General features: G+C 61.4%; 11 protein-coding genes. 3 read left to right on the forward strand and 8 right to left on the reverse strand.

Annotation, left to right across the window (positions count from 1 at the left end; genetic code table 11):
- Positions 1 to 7: 7 nt before the first annotated feature.
- From CPH89_RS00730 to CPH89_RS00745, 4 genes are all read right to left on the reverse strand, one after another.
- Entirely contained in the window at positions 8 to 643 is a 636-nt protein-coding gene (locus CPH89_RS00730) for a DsbA family protein (protein WP_053257202.1), read from the reverse strand.
- A gap of 3 nt (positions 644 to 646) precedes the next feature.
- Complete coding sequence (gene trhO / locus CPH89_RS00735; protein WP_053257203.1) at positions 647 to 1,588, reverse strand: oxygen-dependent tRNA uridine(34) hydroxylase TrhO; 942 nt, start codon at positions 1,586 to 1,588, stop codon at positions 647 to 649.
- Between the two features lie 118 nt (positions 1,589 to 1,706).
- A complete protein-coding gene (locus tag CPH89_RS00740; protein WP_053257204.1) occupies positions 1,707 to 2,003 on the reverse strand; it encodes a BolA family protein in 297 nt (98 codons plus the stop codon).
- 6 nt (positions 2,004 to 2,009) lie between these two features.
- Positions 2,010 to 2,528: a DUF2059 domain-containing protein gene (locus CPH89_RS00745; RefSeq protein WP_003236690.1), complete on the reverse strand. Its 519-nt coding sequence runs from the start codon at positions 2,526 to 2,528 to the stop codon at positions 2,010 to 2,012.
- Positions 2,529 to 2,720: 192 nt separating this feature from the next.
- On the opposite strand from CPH89_RS00745, the gene CPH89_RS00750 reads away from it, so the two are divergent.
- Positions 2,721 to 4,109 carry a class II fumarate hydratase gene (locus CPH89_RS00750; protein ID WP_053257205.1) on the forward strand — a complete coding sequence of 463 codons (1,389 nt, stop codon included), beginning with the start codon at positions 2,721 to 2,723 and terminating at the stop codon, positions 4,107 to 4,109.
- A gap of 104 nt (positions 4,110 to 4,213) precedes the next feature.
- Positions 4,214 to 4,981 (forward strand): AcvB/VirJ family lysyl-phosphatidylglycerol hydrolase, encoded by a 768-nt coding sequence (locus tag CPH89_RS00755; protein WP_053257206.1) that lies wholly within the window; start codon positions 4,214 to 4,216, stop codon positions 4,979 to 4,981.
- Here CPH89_RS00755 and CPH89_RS00760 read toward each other — a convergent pair.
- The 4 genes from CPH89_RS00760 to CPH89_RS00775 form a co-directional block, all read right to left on the reverse strand.
- Positions 4,944 to 5,906 carry a DMT family transporter gene (locus CPH89_RS00760; RefSeq protein WP_053257207.1) on the reverse strand — a complete coding sequence of 321 codons (963 nt, stop codon included), beginning with the start codon at positions 5,904 to 5,906 and terminating at the stop codon, positions 4,944 to 4,946. The two genes, CPH89_RS00755 and CPH89_RS00760, sit on opposite strands and share 38 nt — an antisense overlap.
- A 185-nt stretch (positions 5,907 to 6,091) precedes the next feature.
- Positions 6,092 to 7,276, reverse strand: coding sequence for a thiolase family protein (locus CPH89_RS00765; RefSeq protein WP_053257208.1), 1,185 nt, complete (start codon positions 7,274 to 7,276; stop codon positions 6,092 to 6,094).
- Between the two features lie 91 nt (positions 7,277 to 7,367).
- A complete protein-coding gene (gene pap / locus CPH89_RS00770; RefSeq protein ID WP_053257209.1) occupies positions 7,368 to 8,885 on the reverse strand; it encodes a polyphosphate:AMP phosphotransferase in 1,518 nt (505 codons plus the stop codon).
- 102 nt (positions 8,886 to 8,987) lie between these two features.
- A complete protein-coding gene (locus CPH89_RS00775) occupies positions 8,988 to 13,835 on the reverse strand; it encodes an NEL-type E3 ubiquitin ligase domain-containing protein (protein WP_053257210.1) in 4,848 nt (1,615 codons plus the stop codon).
- 189 nt (positions 13,836 to 14,024) lie between these two features.
- Here CPH89_RS00775 and mnmC point away from each other — a divergent pair, with 189 nt between their 5' ends.
- Positions 14,025 to 16,025, forward strand: coding sequence for a bifunctional tRNA (5-methylaminomethyl-2-thiouridine)(34)-methyltransferase MnmC2/FAD-dependent 5-carboxymethylaminomethyl-2-thiouridine(34) oxidoreductase MnmC1 (gene mnmC / locus CPH89_RS00780; protein WP_053257211.1), 2,001 nt, complete (start codon positions 14,025 to 14,027; stop codon positions 16,023 to 16,025).
- Positions 16,026 to 16,063: the final 38 nt, after the last annotated feature.

Consider the following 16,063-nt stretch of genomic DNA (forward strand, 5'->3'; position numbering starts at 1 on the left):
GGGCTGGTCATACACAGGTGGCTCGCTCCAACCAGCGGGCAAGCAACGGCGACAGCTCGGACAGCGGCTGGTAGCCGTTGGTCAACAACGCCAACTGGCCATGACGCTCGGCCAGCAAGGTCGGGAAACCGGCAATCCCCAAATCCTGCACCCAAGTGAAATCGGCGGCCGTCGCGGCGTGCTGCTCGGCACGGTCGAAGGCGCCGGCAAACTCGATACGCGGTATGCCGGCCTCTTCGGCCAGCTCGACCAACACGCTGGCGAGGGTCACATCACGACCCTCGACATAAAACGCGCGCTGGATCAGCCCCAGCAACTTCCACGCGCAGTCTGGCGCCAGGCTGCGTGCCGTAACGATGGCGCGGCACGCAGGCTCTGTGTCATAGACGAAACCGTCGGGCAACGCCCCCTCACGCTTGAACGGCTGGCCAGTGGCCTCGGTGACCGCCTGCCAGTGCTCCAGAATGTAGCGCCGGGTCGTCGGCTCCAACGCCGCGCCGCTGCCGGTGCGCAAACCGCCCACCACCAGGTGCAGCTCGACGCCGGCCGCCTGGGCCTGCTCAACCAGCGCCTGCGCCACCGGGGCAAAGCCCCAGCACCAGGAACACATCGGGTCCATCACATAGAGCAGGCGCGCGGGCATGGGTCAGGCCTCGGAGGGGGTTTGCTTGTAGTTGAAGCCAATCGGGTGCGGCAAATTGCGGGCCTTGGCCAGCTCGATCTGCTTTTGCCGGTCAATTGCGCTGCGACGGGTCTTCTCCGGCAGCTTATCCCAGCAATGCGGGCAACTGATGCCGGCCACATAATGCTCGGACGCGCGGTCTTCGACGCTCACCGGTGTACGGCAGGCATGACATTGATCGTAGTCGCCTTCGCTCAAGTCGTGGCGCACGGTGACGCGATTGTCGAACACAAAGCAGTCGCCCTGCCATTTGGTCTCTGCCTGAGGCACCTCTTCGAGGTACTTCAGGATGCCACCCTTGAGGTGGTAGACCTCATCGAAGCCTTCGCTGAGCATAAAGCTGGAGGCCTTCTCGCAACGAATGCCGCCGGTGCAGAACATCGCGACTTTCTTATGCTTGGCCGGGTCGAAGTTGGCCTTGATGTAGTCGGGAAACTCGCGAAAACTGGTGGTTTTCGGGTCGATCGCGCCTTCGAAGGTGCCGATGGACACTTCGTAGTCGTTGCGCGTGTCGATCAACAGCACTTCCGGGTCGCTGATCAGCGCGTTCCAATCTTGCGGCTCGACGTAGGTGCCGACTTTTTTGTTGGGGTCGACGCCTTCGACGCCCAGGGTCACGATCTCTTTCTTGAGCTTGACCTTGGTGCGGTAGAACGGCTGGTCGTCGCAGTACGATTCTTTATGGTCGATGTCGACCATGCGCGGGTCGTTCTTCAGCCAGGCCATCAGGCCATCAATGCCTTCGCGGCTGCCGGAAACGGTGCCGTTGATGCCTTCTTCGGCGATCAGCAAGGTGCCTTTGATGCCATTGTCGACCATTGCCTGCAGCAGTGGCTCGCGCAGCGCAACGTAGTCTTCGAGGGTGACGAACTTATACAGTGCCGCCACGACGATGGGTTGGGTCATGGGTATTCTCTCCAGGTGGCTACCCTCGTAAGGGGTGAACCGGATGCAAAAAAAACGCGCCGGCTAAGCGGCGCGTTGCGGATTCTAGCAAATGCCAGCTGTCAGAGACACCCGTGCGTCAGCTATGCCCGCCGGCGCAGGTCGGCGAGGCCGGGGCTGCGTCGATTTTCGCCCATTCTTCAGGCGTATAGGTATGCAGCGCCAGCGCATGAAATTCGCTCATCAGGTCACCGAGGGTGGCATAGACCGTCTGGTGGCGCTTGACGCGGTTAAGCCCCTCGAACTGCTGGCTGACCAGCACGGCCTTGAAGTGGGTCTGCAACCCACGGCTGTGCATGTGGCTTTCATCCAGCACGCTCAAGTGTTGTGGGCTCAGGGCGGCGAGCGCCGTTTCGATACGCTGTTGCATGGTCATTCCTGCTTACTTCTTCTTGGCCGGTGCGGCGGCTTTCGGCGTCAGCTCGTTGGTCATGTCTTCCAACAGCTTGTTGACCACCGGCACAGCGCTTTCCAGTTTGGCCTGGGTCATCTGGGCCGATTGCTGGGTCAGTTGCGGCATTTTTTCCAGGACTTTCTTGCCCAGTGGCGACTGGTAGAAAGCAACCAGGTCCTTGAGCTCGGATTCGCTGAAGTTGGTGGTGTAGAGCTTGACCATGTCCGGCTTCAGCTTCGGCCAGCCGATGGCCTGGTCGAGGGCGGCATTGGCCTTGGCCTGGTAGCTGTCCAGTACGGACTGCTTGGCGGCAGGTGCCTTGGTTTGTTCGAAACGCTGGGCGAACATTTGCTGCACTTGCATGTACACCGGGGTACCCAGCTTGTCAGCGTGGGCCAGGGTAAGGAAGGCTTCGGCACTGGCGTTATGGCTGGCGGTATCGGCAAAGACTTGGCCGCTGGCGCAAACCAGAGCAACCGCGGTACAGATGGCACGAAGACGAGTCATCGAGTTTCCTTTCTAGCAGGCGAGGTAAGACCCCAAGGGCGACCATTCTGCGCCTAAAAAACCTTGCGGCTCAACCCCAGGCCTTGTTCGGCCGGGATTTGCGGGGCTTGCACCCGATGAAAAGTCTTTTATGGAACCCCACAGGCCCATCACGGCCTAAACTGCGCAAACGAACCTGAAGGAGTGTGCCCGATGAGCCGTATCGAAACCGACAGCCTGGGAGACGTACAAGTCCCGGATGACGCTTACTGGGGCGCGCAGACCCAACGTTCACTGGTGAATTTCGCCATCGGCGAGCAACGCATGCCCCTGGCGGTGCTGCACGCCCTGGCGCTGATCAAGAAAGCCGCCGCCCGGGTCAACGACCGCAATGGCGACCTGCCCGCCGACATCGCCCGCATGATCGAACAAGCCGCCGATGAAGTGCTCGACGGTCAACATGACGACCAGTTTCCGCTGGTGGTCTGGCAGACCGGCAGTGGCACCCAAAGCAATATGAACGCTAATGAAGTCATCGCCGGCCGCGCCAACGAACTGTCGGGTAAACCCCGTGGCGGCAAGAGCCCGGTGCACCCCAACGATCACGTCAACCGCTCCCAGAGTTCCAACGACTGCTTCCCCACCGCCATGAGCATCGCGACCGTGCAAGCCGTGACCCAGCAACTGCTGCCGGCGATCACTCATCTGTCCGGCGGGCTGGCGGAACTGTCGGCACGCCATATGAAACTGGTGAAGACCGGCCGCACCCACATGATGGACGCCACACCCATCACGTTCGGCCAGGAGGTCTCGGCGTTTATCGCCCAGCTGGATTACGCCGAGCGCGCGATCCGCAGCGCCCTGCCCCCGGTGTGCGAACTGGCCCAGGGCGGCACGGCCGTCGGCACCGGGCTCAATTCGCCGCATGGCTTTGGCGAGGCAATTGCTGCTGAATTGGCCGCCCTGTCGGGCTTGCCGTTCGTCACCGCGCCGAATAAATTTGCCGCCCTCTCGGGCCATGAGCCGCTGGTGACCCTGCATGGCGCACTGAAAACCCTGGCCGTGGCCTTAATGAAAATCGCCAATGACCTGCGCCTGCTGGGCTCCGGCCCACGTGCCGGGCTCGCGGAAGTCAAATTGCCGGCCAACGAGCCAGGCAGCTCGATCATGCCCGGCAAGGTCAACCCTACCCAATGTGAAGCGTTGTCGATGCTGGCCTGCCAGGTATTGGGCAACGACGTGACCATCGGCATTGCGGCCAGCCAGGGCCACTTGCAGCTGAACGTGTACAAACCCGTGATCATCCACAACGTGCTGGAGTCGATCCGCCTGTTGGCCGATGGCTGCAATAATTTCCAGGAGCATTGCGTGGCAGGCCTGGAGCCCGACGCCGGGAAAATGGCCGAGCACCTGGAGCGCGGGCTGATGCTGGTGACGGCGCTCAACCCGCATATCGGCTACGACAAGTCGGCGCAGATCGCCAAGAAGGCTTATGCCGAAGGGCTGACGCTAAGGGAAGCCGCGCTGGACCTGGGCTACCTGACCGACGCGGAGTTTGATCAGTGGGTTCGCCCGGAAAACATGCTCGAAGCCGGGCACTGACGCGTCGTCGAAACCACCCGCGTCTACTGTCAGTTGTCACAGTTACGTAAGCCCGTCCTCCAGAGGTTCAATGCCCAATAAACCTCTGGACGGACGATCATCGCATGAAGCGAAGCAGCCTGATTATCCTCTTCATGCTGACAGGGCTTTTGGGGCTGGCAGCCTGGTACCCGGCCGACAGCTCCGCGCTGCGGGCGTTTCCGGTTGTTCTGCCGCCGCCCTCGACAGCACCCGCCATGAACGAGCTTGTCATCTTCTACTCCGGTGACGGCGGCTGGGCACCCTTGGAGCAGGCCATCAGCCACAACCTTAACCAGCGTGGCTACGGCGTGTTGGGCATCAGTACCCTGGCGTATTTCTGGCATGAACAACCCGTGGCAGACTCGGCCGCACAGTTGGACGCGCTTATCACGGTGTACCGCAAGCAATGGAGTACGCCCAGGGTCTGGTTGATTGGCTTTTCTTTTGGGGCCAATGTCCTGCCATCACTTATCAACCAGCTTAAGCCCGAGAACCGTGCGCGCATTTCGCAACTGACATTGCTGGAGCCGACCCAGGATGTGTTCCTGGAGATCGAACTGGAACATTACATCAGCGTGGGCTGGCTCAACCGGATCACCCAGGCCTACCGGCATCTGCGCGAACCAGTTACCCACCAAGATCCATTACCGGCACTGCTTCAGTTGAAAGGGCGGGTCCCTGTCACCTGCTTGCATACTGACGAAAATAGCACTGGTTTATGCCGTCAGCCCTCGCTTCCCGAGTGGGTAAGCGCAGTAGAAATCCCCGGCACTCACTATTTCAATGGGGACTTCGCCAACGTGACTCAGCGCCTTATCGAGCGCCACCCAAGCGCACCCGCCGGGCCTTGAGCCCGGCGAGCAACGACGGCGCCAGAGCCACCATGGCCGAGCCGAGCACCACCACCAACGCCCCGGCATAGCCGATGGCGTTGATCTCTTCGGCCTGCACAAAGTCCGGCCATAGCCACGCCGCCAACGCCACGGCCGCAAAGGTCACCAACGGCGTCAACGCCAGGGTGGCACTGACCCGCGAGGCTTCCCAGTGCGCCAGCGCTTCGGCAAACGCCCCATACGCCACCAGCGTATTCATGCAACACGCCAGCAGCAGCCAGCCTTGCAGCGGGCTCAGTTGCAGCGCCTCCAGTGGATGCGCCCACGGCGTGAGCAACACAGCGCACGACAGGTAGATCACCATCATCACTTGCAGCGAATTCCACACCGTCAGCAACTGCTTCTGACCCAGGGCATAAAACACCCAGATGGTGGTGGCGAGCAGGATCGTCAGCACACCGGCCGTGTAAGTGCCCAGCGAGGTCAGCAGTTCGACCAGACGCTGATTGAAGAACAGGCCGAAGCCGATGATCAACACCACCAAGCCCATGCCCTGCCCCAGGCTGAAGCGCTCCTTGAACACAAAGACACTGGCGACCATCAGAAAGATCGGGCCCATCTGCACGACCAATTGTGCGGTGCCGGGGCTGAGCAGTTTCAGGCCCACCAGGTACAGCACATAGTTGCCCACCAGGCCACACACCGCCATGGCTACCAGCCAGCCGCCCTTGGGGCCGAGCACCTTGCGGCTGGGCAGGCGCTGGGTCGCGGCGAGGTAGAGGAACAGGCAGCCGCCGGCAACGGCCAGGCGAAACCAGGTGACGGTAATCGGGTCCATCACCTGCAGCACTTGCTTGAGTTTGATCGGCAGAATGCCCCAAAGAAACGCGGTCAGCAGGGTCAAGCCAAAGCCATAGACCCAGCGACCGGAAGAGATGTGCATGAGTGCCCCGAATGCCTGAGGAAGTGGAACCGGCATTCTAGGGGGACCAAGGGGTGGCTTGGCGAGCGATATTTTCCAGCCCACATAAATCAACGCTGGGGCGTGTGTGGAAGCCGGGCTTGCCCGCGATGCAGGCACCGCAGGCAAGCCAGCGCCCCAATGGACCCAGTGTGCCCAATAAGAACCTAACGTACGGCTTCGAATAATCCGCTAGCGCCCATACCACCACCCACGCACATGGTGACGATGCCGTAACGCAGGTTGCGCCGCTGCAGCTCCCGCACCAGATGCCCGACTTGTCGCGAGCCGGTCATGCCAAACGGGTGCCCGATGGAAATCGAGCCGCCGTTGACGTTGTACCGGGCATTGTCGATTTCCAGGCGGTTACGCGCATACAGGCACTGTGAGGCGAACGCCTCGTTGAGTTCCCACAGGTCGATATCCGCCACCTGCAAGCCCTTGGCCTTGAGCAGCCTGGGCACCGAAAACACCGGGCCGATGCCCATTTCGTCAGGTTCGCAACCGGCCACGGTAAAGCCACGGAAAAACGCCTTGGGCTTGAGCCCCAGTTCGAGGGCTTTTTCCAGGCTCATCACCAACGTCATAGAGGCGCCATCGGAGAGCTGCGAGGAGTTGCCCGCCGTCACCGAACCGTCTTCGGCAAACACCGGTTTGAGCCCGCTGAGGCTGGCCAGGGTGGTGTCGGGGCGGTTGCAGTCGTCGCGATCGACCACCCCGTCCAGCACCTGCACCTCGCCGCTGTTCTTGTCCTCGACCCGGTACTGGACTGCCATCGGCACAATTTCATCATCGAACAAACCGTCGGCCTGAGCCTGGGCCGTGCGCTGCTGGCTTTGCAAGGCATACAGGTCCTGGTCTTCGCGGCTCACGTGATAGCGGCGGGCAACGATTTCGGCGGTCTGGCCCATGGGGAAGTAGAGGCCTGGCACCTGCTCTTTGAGCAACGGGTTGATCAGGTTGTCGGTATTGACGCTTTTCATGGTCAGGCTGATGGACTCGACGCCACCGGCGACGATGATGTCGCTGCAGCCCGAAGCGATCTGGTTGGCCGCAATCGCAATCGCCTGCAAGCCCGAGGAGCAGAAGCGGTTGAGGGTCATGCCGGCCGTACCGGTGCCCAGTTGCGAGAGCACCGCCACATTGCGCCCGATGTTGTAACCCTGGGCGCCTTCATTGGAGCCTGCACCGACAATACAGTCCTCGACTGTCGCCGGGTCGATACCATTGCGGGTCAGCAGTGCATTCACGCAATGGGCCGCCATGTCATCGGGGCGGGTCTGGTTGAACTTGCCACGAAAGGATTTGGCCAGGCCGGTTCGCACGCTGTCGACGATCACTACTTCACGCATGGGCTACCTCGATCTTGTCGTTGTTGGGAGATGGATCGAGGATAGATCCAGGCCCTCCCAACCGCGACGATCATTCACCCCATAGATAGGCCTACTTCTTCTTGCCTTTCTTGTCGTGCTTGTCGGACTTGGCGAACGCCTCTTCGAGCGCGAGGTTGATGGTGCGCAGCACCTTGACCCGCGCCCAGCGTTTGTCATTGGCTTCCACCAGGGTCCATGGCGCAACTTCGGTACTGGTGCGGTCGACCATGTCGCCCACAGCGGCGCGGTAGTCATCCCACTTCTCGCGGTTACGCCAGTCGTCTTCGGTAATCTTGAAACGCTTGAACGGGATTTCCTCACGGGCCTGGAAACGCTCCAACTGGGTCTGCTTGTCGATGGCCAGCCAGAACTTGACCACGATCACCCCCGCATCGCGCAGTTGCTCCTCAAAGTCGTTGATCTCGCCGTAGGCACGCATCCAGTCCGCCGGGGTGCAGAAGCCTTCAATGCGTTCCACCAGGACGCGGCCGTACCACGAGCGGTCAAACACCGTGAACATGCCGCGCGCCGGGATTTTTTGCCAGAACCGCCACAGGTAAGGCTGGGCGCGTTCGTCTTCACTCGGCGCGGCAATCGGCACGATATGGTACTGGCGCGGGTCCAGCGCCGCTGCGACACGCCGGATCGCCCCGCCCTTGCCCGCTGCGTCATTGCCTTCGAACACAGTGACCAGCGCGTGCTTGCGCATGCGTTTGTCGCGCATCAGCCCGGAGAAACGCGCCTGCTCAGTGATCAGCTGTTCCTCGTAATCGTCCTTCTCCAGGCGCAAGGTCATGTCGAGGCTGTCGAGCAGGCTCTTCTGGTCCACCGACGCCAACAACGGTGCCGGGTTCATGCCGCTGGCCTTGCCCTTGGGCAGCTTCAAGGCATTTTGCAGGCCTTCGAGCAGAATCTTGCCCACCGTGAGGCTACGGTAATTGCTGTCGACCCCTTCGATCACATGCCACGGCGCGTAATCGCGACTGGTTCGGCGCAGGATGCGCTCACCAAAATGCACAAACTTGTCGTAGGTCTGGGACTGCTGCCAGTCCAGCGGGCTGATGCGCCAGCTATGCAGCGGGTCGTCGGCCAGCGCCTTGAGCCGCGCCTTCATTTGCTTCTTGGACAGGTGGAACCAGAACTTGAAGATCAGCGCGCCTTCGTCGCAGAACATCTTCTCCAGGCGCTCGGCACCGGCGATGGCCTGGTCCAGGCGCGCATCCTTGATGTCACCGTGCACCCGGCCTTGCAACATCTGGCTGTACCAGTTACCGAAAAACACCCCCATACGGCCTTTGGCGGGCAGTTGCCGCCAGTAGCGCCAGGCCGGTGGGCGCGCCAGTTCTTCGTCAGTCTGCTGGTCGAAGGTGCGCACCTCGATCAAGCGCGGGTCCATCCATTCATTGAGCAGCTTGACGGTTTCGCCCTTGCCGGCCCCTTCAATGCCGTTGATCAGGATGATCACCGGGAAGCGCTTCTGCTGTTGCAGCTCATACTGCACTTCCAGCAAGGCTTCGCGCAGCGCCGGCACCTCGGCGTCATAGGTGTCTTTGTCGATGGCGTGACCGATTTCGGCGGATTCGAACATGGGCAGCTCCGTTTCAAGATGGCTCAAGACTAGCGGATTGGGCAGCACGCCGGTCAAGGAATTCCAACCGGCTTGCCGTGGATCAATCCGCGCGGCCAAAGACTAATTCCCGGGCACGTGGCAAATGCCCAGATCCTGATGCATCAACATCTGCTGTGTCAGGCGCTCAACCACCTCGGTGATGGCTTGCCGGCGAGGCGCGCGCAGGGCTTCCATTTGCTTGAGATACTCCGCGTCGGTGAGGTTCTGGCTGTTTTCAAAGAGTGTTTGTTGCTGCGTATCAAAGGACGCCGTCGCCGACTGGAAAGCACTCGGAAACTGCTGTTTCAGGTGGGTTTTCCAAAACGCCAATTGGGTCATGAAGCGCAAGAATGCGGGGGACAGCTCTGCCGTGCGCACCTGGGACTGTGCGACCTCCAGCCCGTCGCTGGTCACATTGGCAAACAGTGCAAAATTCATATGCTTGGGCTGCCCCGGGAGCTCCAGGGCCTGGGCCAATCCAACCCGGAACGCCAGGCTGACTTCCAGTGGGTCCGCGCTCAAGTGTTCGACAGCGTAGGTCGCGGCAATTTTTTCCAGTTCACTGAGGCGAAACAAACCGCGACTCAACTTCAACAACGCGCTGGAATCGCTGCGCGCGCGACCGGCCTGAAGGGTCGCCTTCTCGACCTCCTTCAAGACTTCTATCTGGCTGAAAATCTGCGCCGTTCCATCCGAGCAATTCGCCGGATGAGCAGCTAATTGAAAGACCCGCTCGCGCAGCCCGACGCTGTCATGGGTGGCTTGCAGTACCTCCCAAACTCGCTGGGTCAAGTCTTCGCGCACATAACGACTGTCCGCAGTGCCGGACAGTTGCGCCAGCAATTCGAACAACGGCGGTGATTCCGGATCATCCCGAAGGTTGGCCCACACGGTACGCTTGTGCACATCCCGACTGGCCGTTTCCTGCGGCAACCATAACGCCCTGGCCCTCAACTCGGTCATGCGCGGTTGATCGTCGCGCACATAGCCCATGCCAATACCGGCGTCGTCGCGATAACGCAGGAGTGCCGTTACCGTCGAACTGGATAACGGGTTACCGCCTACATTAATCGCCTGACTGAAACTGCGCGGCGTCGTGAACAACCACTCGGGCAACACGGTCATCGCGTTGTCGCGCAAATCCGCCTGCTCAAGCCGGGCCAGCCGCCCCAGCCCCAAGGGCAGGTCGGTGATTTTTGTGTCCTGTAATAACAGGGTGTGCAAGTCGCGCATCTTGCTGACATCCACCAGTTTCTCCAGCGGATTGTGGCTCAGGTCCAGCCGGCGCAACGCACTCAGGTCAGCCAGTTTCAGCCGCGTGTAGTCAGTCAGCGCCAAGCGGTTACGCGGCATCGATACACTTTCAAGGTCAAACATGCGCGAGAGGACTTCCGGTAACCGGGTCAGGTGGTTTCGGTCCAGCTCCAGACGCCTCAGCCCCTTAAAACATTTTAGAAAATAAGCGACGTCATCCCCCAGGCGCATGTTCTTGAGTGACAGTTGCCGGACATGGTCGAAACGAATCTCGCCCGGCAGCGTTGGCAGCGAGCCCACGCGCATTCCGTCCAGGCTTAAACTGGCGACGGAGGTCTGGTGCTCATCCAGAGCAAAGCTTTGACGCCGCCAACAGGCTTCAATGCGCTGTGCCACCTGCTGGCGGCTGTTGCGAATGTCACTCAGGCCCGGTTGTTTCTCCAGGTCCTGGGTAGCGTTCTTCCAATGCTTGAGCAGCGCTCGCAAATGCCCCAGTTCGGCCTGCAGACGCTTTACCGCCCTGGCCCGTGAAAGCGCATCGGCGCCCAGCGCCATCAGCAGCGAAGCGACTTGTGCATCGCTGAACAACGGGTACAAACGCTTCACTTTGCGTACCAGTGCGAGTGGATGCACCAACGGCCCCGTCGGCGAATCGGCCATTTCACAGGGAACCCCCTCCACCAGAGGTTCACTGACTCCGCTGGAAAACGCCTCGCCAGCCAGCTCCCGTTCCCCCTTGGCCTGCGAGGCGCTCATGTAGCGCAGGCGCCAAATGTTACTGGGCGCGTTCAGCGGTAATCCGAGTGTCACGCGCTGGCTGTCCGTGAGCGCTGAATCGAGCGCCTCGAACAGTCCGTCGGGGCCGGCATACGGTCCACCGATGCTCAGGCCCGTGTCATCAAACGTCTCAAACCCGGCGCTCGACCTGACCACTACGCGGCGCACGGTGGCCTCCACGAACGCGCCCAGGGCCAATATGTCGCCCTGGGCTGAATCCTGGCGCAATTCGAGTCGCAACGCCCTGCCCCACCCCGCCACGCGCGGCGTTGAGCGAACCGCAACCAGCGCGGTATCCAGGCCGGCCAACTCTGGCAGGTCAAACCCCATCAAGGCGCGGTCCAGGCGTTGCGCCGCCAGGGCACGTTGCACAGACTCCGCCAGGGCCATGGGAACCCGTTGATTGTCGCGCAACGATTCGCGTTGCAGCGTCGATGCCTCGGCCATCAATTCGCGCATCGAGGTACAGGGCAGTTGCGGATAAGTGCGCCTGAGTAACGCCCACTCGGGCGGGACGGGGGCGTCATAGGCCTGATATAACCGCTCGAACAGCGGCTTACGATCGGCCTTGAGGTGCGCGAGCAACTGGCGCACCAGTACGGCGTGCTCCTGATCGGCCGTGACCCCGTCGCCCAGCAGGCGGGTCTTTTGTGCCTCATCCAGCCCGGACAACAGCACGTCAACCACTTTTCCCTCACGGAGCATCGGCTCGGTGACCGTCAAACGACGGCCCACGTCGTGGGCCGTCAGGCTGGCCGGGTAGCGTGCCTTGACGCTGCGCTGCGCATCCAGCACCTCAAAATAGCGCCCCACCGGCCACCCCTTTAACAGGGGCAAGGCGTGCAGCAGCAAGGTCGAATTGGCGAGGCTGGGGGCCGCGCCGTTTTCCAGCTGCCAGATCAGATCGCGAATGGACTGATCCAGCCTGAAACGTTCGTACAAGTCGCGAAAGCGTGCGGGAAAGGGCAAGCACTCCTGCGCCTGATGAAGCCCCCAATCATGGGGTTTATCCATGATGGCCTTGATCTGTAGCAGTTTCCTTGGCGGCAGCGAGGAACCGGAATCTGTCGGCTTCAACCGCGAAAAGAGATACTCCTGATCCTCCCACTCGTCAGGCTGTTCGAACGCAAAACGCCAACAGCCCTCCCCGTTATGCAGCAATGGCGGGCGATAAGCCGTGTGCCGCGCGAGGTGACTGGCCCGCCATTGCTCCAGTTTCGTGTCGAACACAACCCGGTGCACACGCTCATTGACCTTAACGTATGAATGACCGTCCACCTTGTAGATCCCCGAAGCGTCGGCGACCTCATCATCGACAACGCTCTGAGCATGGACGTACGGCGTGATATCCGGGCGCCACAACCGCAGGTTGCCCTCCGTGGGGCGTACCACGTCAACGTTGCGAAAAAAGCTGTCCAGGTTAAGGCCGCTGCGCTTCATTGCCGAACCAACAACCTTGCTGCCTGCCGCGAACAACACCATCGAGGTGATATTTTCAGCGACGGCCACCATCTGCTTGAAGGCCTCCTCCTTGTCACCACGGCGCCAGTCTTCAATGCCCTCATAGAGCTCGCCGAGCATCTGCCCGATGGCCACGCCTGTCATCAACACCCCCAGTTCCGGGACAACCAGGCCGGCGAGGTTGAGTACCGTCAACCCAGCGTCCAGGTAGGCCTGCAAGCGCCGCTCACGTGCCTCCTCATCGACGTCGGCCACCGGCACCGCCAGGGCCCGCGCGTCGGCTTGCAGTTTTGCGGCGTACGTATCAAAAAAATACCTGGGCAGGCTGACCGTCAGGAGGTTGGCCTCCAGCGCCCCGAACATGCTGGCCTGATCCAAACGGCTGAAGAACCCGACCCGGTCGCCCTGGCTCAAATAGCGGGCAAAAAAAGCACGATACGCAGCCACGCCAAGCTTGCGCTTGAGGTAGGCCTGCAGGTCATCCAGCGAGGAATACTCGAAGAGGGGCCGTTCCGGTTCGTTGGGCATGTACACCACACAGGGCTCCTGCGGGTATTGCGCAATCGACCGGCCGGAAAACACCAGGATGCTCCACAGACAACCGCCCTCGGTATTCAGCCCTTGCCAGGTGACCGGCCGCCCTTGAAACAGCACCCCGGCGGCCTGCGCCTGCGACGGTGTCAGTTGGCGGTCCAGCAATGTGCACAACATCCTGTAGGTGTCGGCTGAAATATCGGCGCGCATCACGGCAATATGGGCGTCGATCTTCATGTCCAGGACTTTCATCCGGCCGATATCGGTCGCGACAGCATTGACGTAGGGCTTGTCACGGGTCTGCTCATCACTCAGGTTGAGCACGTCACTGATGTGCCGCTGATACAAGCGGCCAAGGTCCAGGGCACGGCAGCCTTGGGCAAACTCGAGCGGTGTAATACCCATCACCCCACGCGCGGCGGACCCCGACTGCAACAGCGAGCCGGCCGGAAAGTATTCTGCTCGAGCTTCATCCGCCGAGAAATTCTGCATCGCCACATGCAGCAGGCTGTCCTGCACCAGCCTCACCGTTTTCACATACTTGAGTGGCAAGAGCTCTTTTTCGTATTCGTTGACCGCACGAATAAAAACATCTTTTTTCGGTTCCACGCTCAGTTGCCAGCGTGTCAGGCAATAGTCCTTGAGCCGCTCATTGCAAAACTCATCCAGCCCCCGCAATGGCTTCATGCACTCGGTGACGACTGCCTGGGCCTCTGCAACCCGCACGGCATCTCTGGTCAATGCATCAAGCACGCCCGGTGGTGCGTTGACCATCCAGCCCGGCAGCTTCTTTTGCAGGACCTGGGCCTTGTCCAGATCCCCGGTCATTTCCAGTAAGGCCGCTTGCAGCTGGCTTTGGGTCAACTGGTTCAGCTTGTTGTTCAAATCATCCTGTGTGCGCATCAGCAATATCCTTTATTGCCTATAAATCAAAGCATTACGATAGCGCAGCGGCCCACGCAGCATTAACGCTGATTGTTGATGGGTGGATAGGTGCCCGCAGCAGTTTTTTCCATGTAAAAACTATCGGGCTACCCCCTTCGGCTAGAATGGCGACCTTGCCTTTGCCCGCTGTTATTTTATGAGCCGCCCATGAACCCCGTAACCCACGCCCAGCTCGACTGGGATGACCAAGGTCGCCCGCACTCGCGGGTCTTCGACGATGTGTATTTCTCCGACAAGTCGGGCCTTGAAGAAACCCGCTACGTGTTCCTTGAGCAGAACCGCTTGCAGGCGCGGTTTGCCGCCCTGCCGGCGGGTGGCCGGCTGGTGATCGGAGAAACCGGGTTCGGCACTGGCTTGAACTTCCTCTGCGCCTGGCAGCTGTTCGAGCAACACGCGGCGGCCGGTGCGCACCTGCATTTTGTGAGCGTGGAAAAGTACCCACTGAGCCACAACGACCTGCAACGCGCCCTGGCCCTCTGGCCGGAACTCAGTGCCTACGCCGAGCAACTGTTGGCGCAGTACATCGCGATCCATCAAGGCTTCCAACGCCTGGTATTGGCTAATGGCCGGGTCACCCTGACCCTGCTGGTCGGCGACGCGCTGGAGCAATTGCCGCAACTGGATGCGCAGGTTGACGCCTGGTTTCTCGACGGCTTCGCCCCGGCTAAAAACCCTGACATGTGGACCGCCGAGCTGTTTGCCGAACTGGCGCGCCTGGCGGCGCCGGGCTCGACCATCAGCACCTTCACCAGCACTGGTTGGGTACGCCGCCTGATCAATGCCGCCGGGTTCAAGATGAAACGCACACCGGGCATCGGCCACAAGTGGGAGATCCTGCGCGGTGAGTTCCTCGGCTGGCCCGAAGGCACGCTGCCGCCCGCCAAAGCCAAACCCTGGTTCGCCCGCCCGGCGGCCATCGAGGGCGAACGCCACGCGATGGTCATCGGTGGCGGCCTGGCCGGTTGCGCGACCGCCGCGAGCCTGGCCGCACGTGGCTGGCGCGTCAGCCTGCTGGAGCGCCACACCGCCCTGGCCCAGGAAGCGTCGGGCAACCCACAGGGCGTGTTGTACCTCAAGCTTTCGGCGCATGGAACGGCACTTTCGCAGCTGATCCTCAGTGGTTTCGGCCACACTCGACGCCTGTTGGAACATCTGCACCGCGGCATTGATTGGGATGGCTGCGGCGTGCTGCAACTGGCGTTTGATGCCAAGGAAGCTCAGCGCCAGGCGCAACTGGCCGAGGCCTTTGCACCAGACCTGTTGCACCTGTTAGACCGTGAGCAGGCGCAACAACGCGCCGGGATCGACCTGGCACAGGGCGGCCTGTTTTTTCCGCAAGGCGGCTGGGTACATCCACCGGCACTGTGCCAATGGCAGGCGGCGCATCCGTTGATTGACGTGCTCACCCATCACGACCCCCTTGAGCTGCACCGGGTCAATGACCAGTGGCAGGCCCGCGATGCCGACCGCGTGCTGGCCAGCGCTCGCGTGGTGGTGCTCGCCGGGGCCGCCGAGATCAAGCGATTCGCCCCCAGCGCCGACTTGCCGCTCAAGCGCATACGCGGGCAAATCACCCGGCTGACGCAAACGGCAGCGAGTGAGGCGCTGGCCACTGTGGTTTGCGCCGAGGGTTACGTCGCCCCCGCCCGGCTGGGTGAACACACCCTGGGCGCGAGTTTTGATTTCACCAACGAAGACCTCACGCCCACCGCCACCGAACATGCCGGCAACCTGGCAATGCTGCGGGAAATCTCTGAAGACTTGTCGCAACGCCTCGGCGCCGAGCACTTGGCACCCGAGCAACTGGAGGGTCGGGCGGCGTTTCGTTGCACCAGCCCTGACTACCTGCCGATCGTCGGGCCGTTGGCCGACCACGAAGCCTTCCAACAGGCGTATGCGGTGCTCGGCAAGGACGCCCGGCAAGTACCGGATACGCCCTGCCCCTGGCTGCCGGGTCTGTATATCAACAGCGGCCATGGCTCACGCGGATTGATCACAGCGCCCCTGTGCGGCGAGCTGATTGCGGCCTGGCTGACGGATGAGCCATTGCCGGTTCCGGCCAGTGTGGCCGAGGCCTGCCACCCGAATCGGTTTGCCCTGCGTGCACTGGTGAAAGGCAAGTCAGCGCCAGGCAAAGAGCGGCTTTAAAGCCATCACGGCTATTTGCCTTATAACTTATCGGTCTA

It is taken from the genome of Pseudomonas fluorescens (assembly GCF_900215245.1).
Classification (GTDB): domain Bacteria; phylum Pseudomonadota; class Gammaproteobacteria; order Pseudomonadales; family Pseudomonadaceae; genus Aquipseudomonas; species Aquipseudomonas fluorescens.

Bases quoted from the DNA above. Each gene is read 5' to 3' on its own strand.
- CPH89_RS00765 (WP_053257208.1), bottom strand. From the start codon at position 7,276: ATGCGTGAAGTAGTGATCGTCGACAGCGTGCGAACCGGCCTGGCCAAA.
- trhO (WP_053257203.1), bottom strand. From the start codon at position 1,588: ATGACCCAACCCATCGTCGTGGCGGCACTGTATAAGTTCGTCACCCTC.
- CPH89_RS00740 (WP_053257204.1), bottom strand. From the start codon at position 2,003: ATGACCATGCAACAGCGTATCGAAACGGCGCTCGCCGCCCTGAGCCCA.
- CPH89_RS00755 (WP_053257206.1), top strand. From the start codon at position 4,214: ATGAAGCGAAGCAGCCTGATTATCCTCTTCATGCTGACAGGGCTTTTG.
- CPH89_RS00775 (WP_053257210.1), bottom strand. From the start codon at position 13,835: ATGCGCACACAGGATGATTTGAACAACAAGCTGAACCAGTTGACCCAA.
- pap (WP_053257209.1), bottom strand. From the start codon at position 8,885: ATGTTCGAATCCGCCGAAATCGGTCACGCCATCGACAAAGACACCTAT.
- CPH89_RS00750 (WP_053257205.1), top strand. From the start codon at position 2,721: ATGAGCCGTATCGAAACCGACAGCCTGGGAGACGTACAAGTCCCGGAT.
- mnmC (WP_053257211.1), top strand. From the start codon at position 14,025: ATGAACCCCGTAACCCACGCCCAGCTCGACTGGGATGACCAAGGTCGC.
- CPH89_RS00730 (WP_053257202.1), bottom strand. From the start codon at position 643: ATGCCCGCGCGCCTGCTCTATGTGATGGACCCGATGTGTTCCTGGTGC.
- CPH89_RS00760 (WP_053257207.1), bottom strand. From the start codon at position 5,906: ATGCACATCTCTTCCGGTCGCTGGGTCTATGGCTTTGGCTTGACCCTG.
- CPH89_RS00745 (WP_003236690.1), bottom strand. From the start codon at position 2,528: ATGACTCGTCTTCGTGCCATCTGTACCGCGGTTGCTCTGGTTTGCGCC.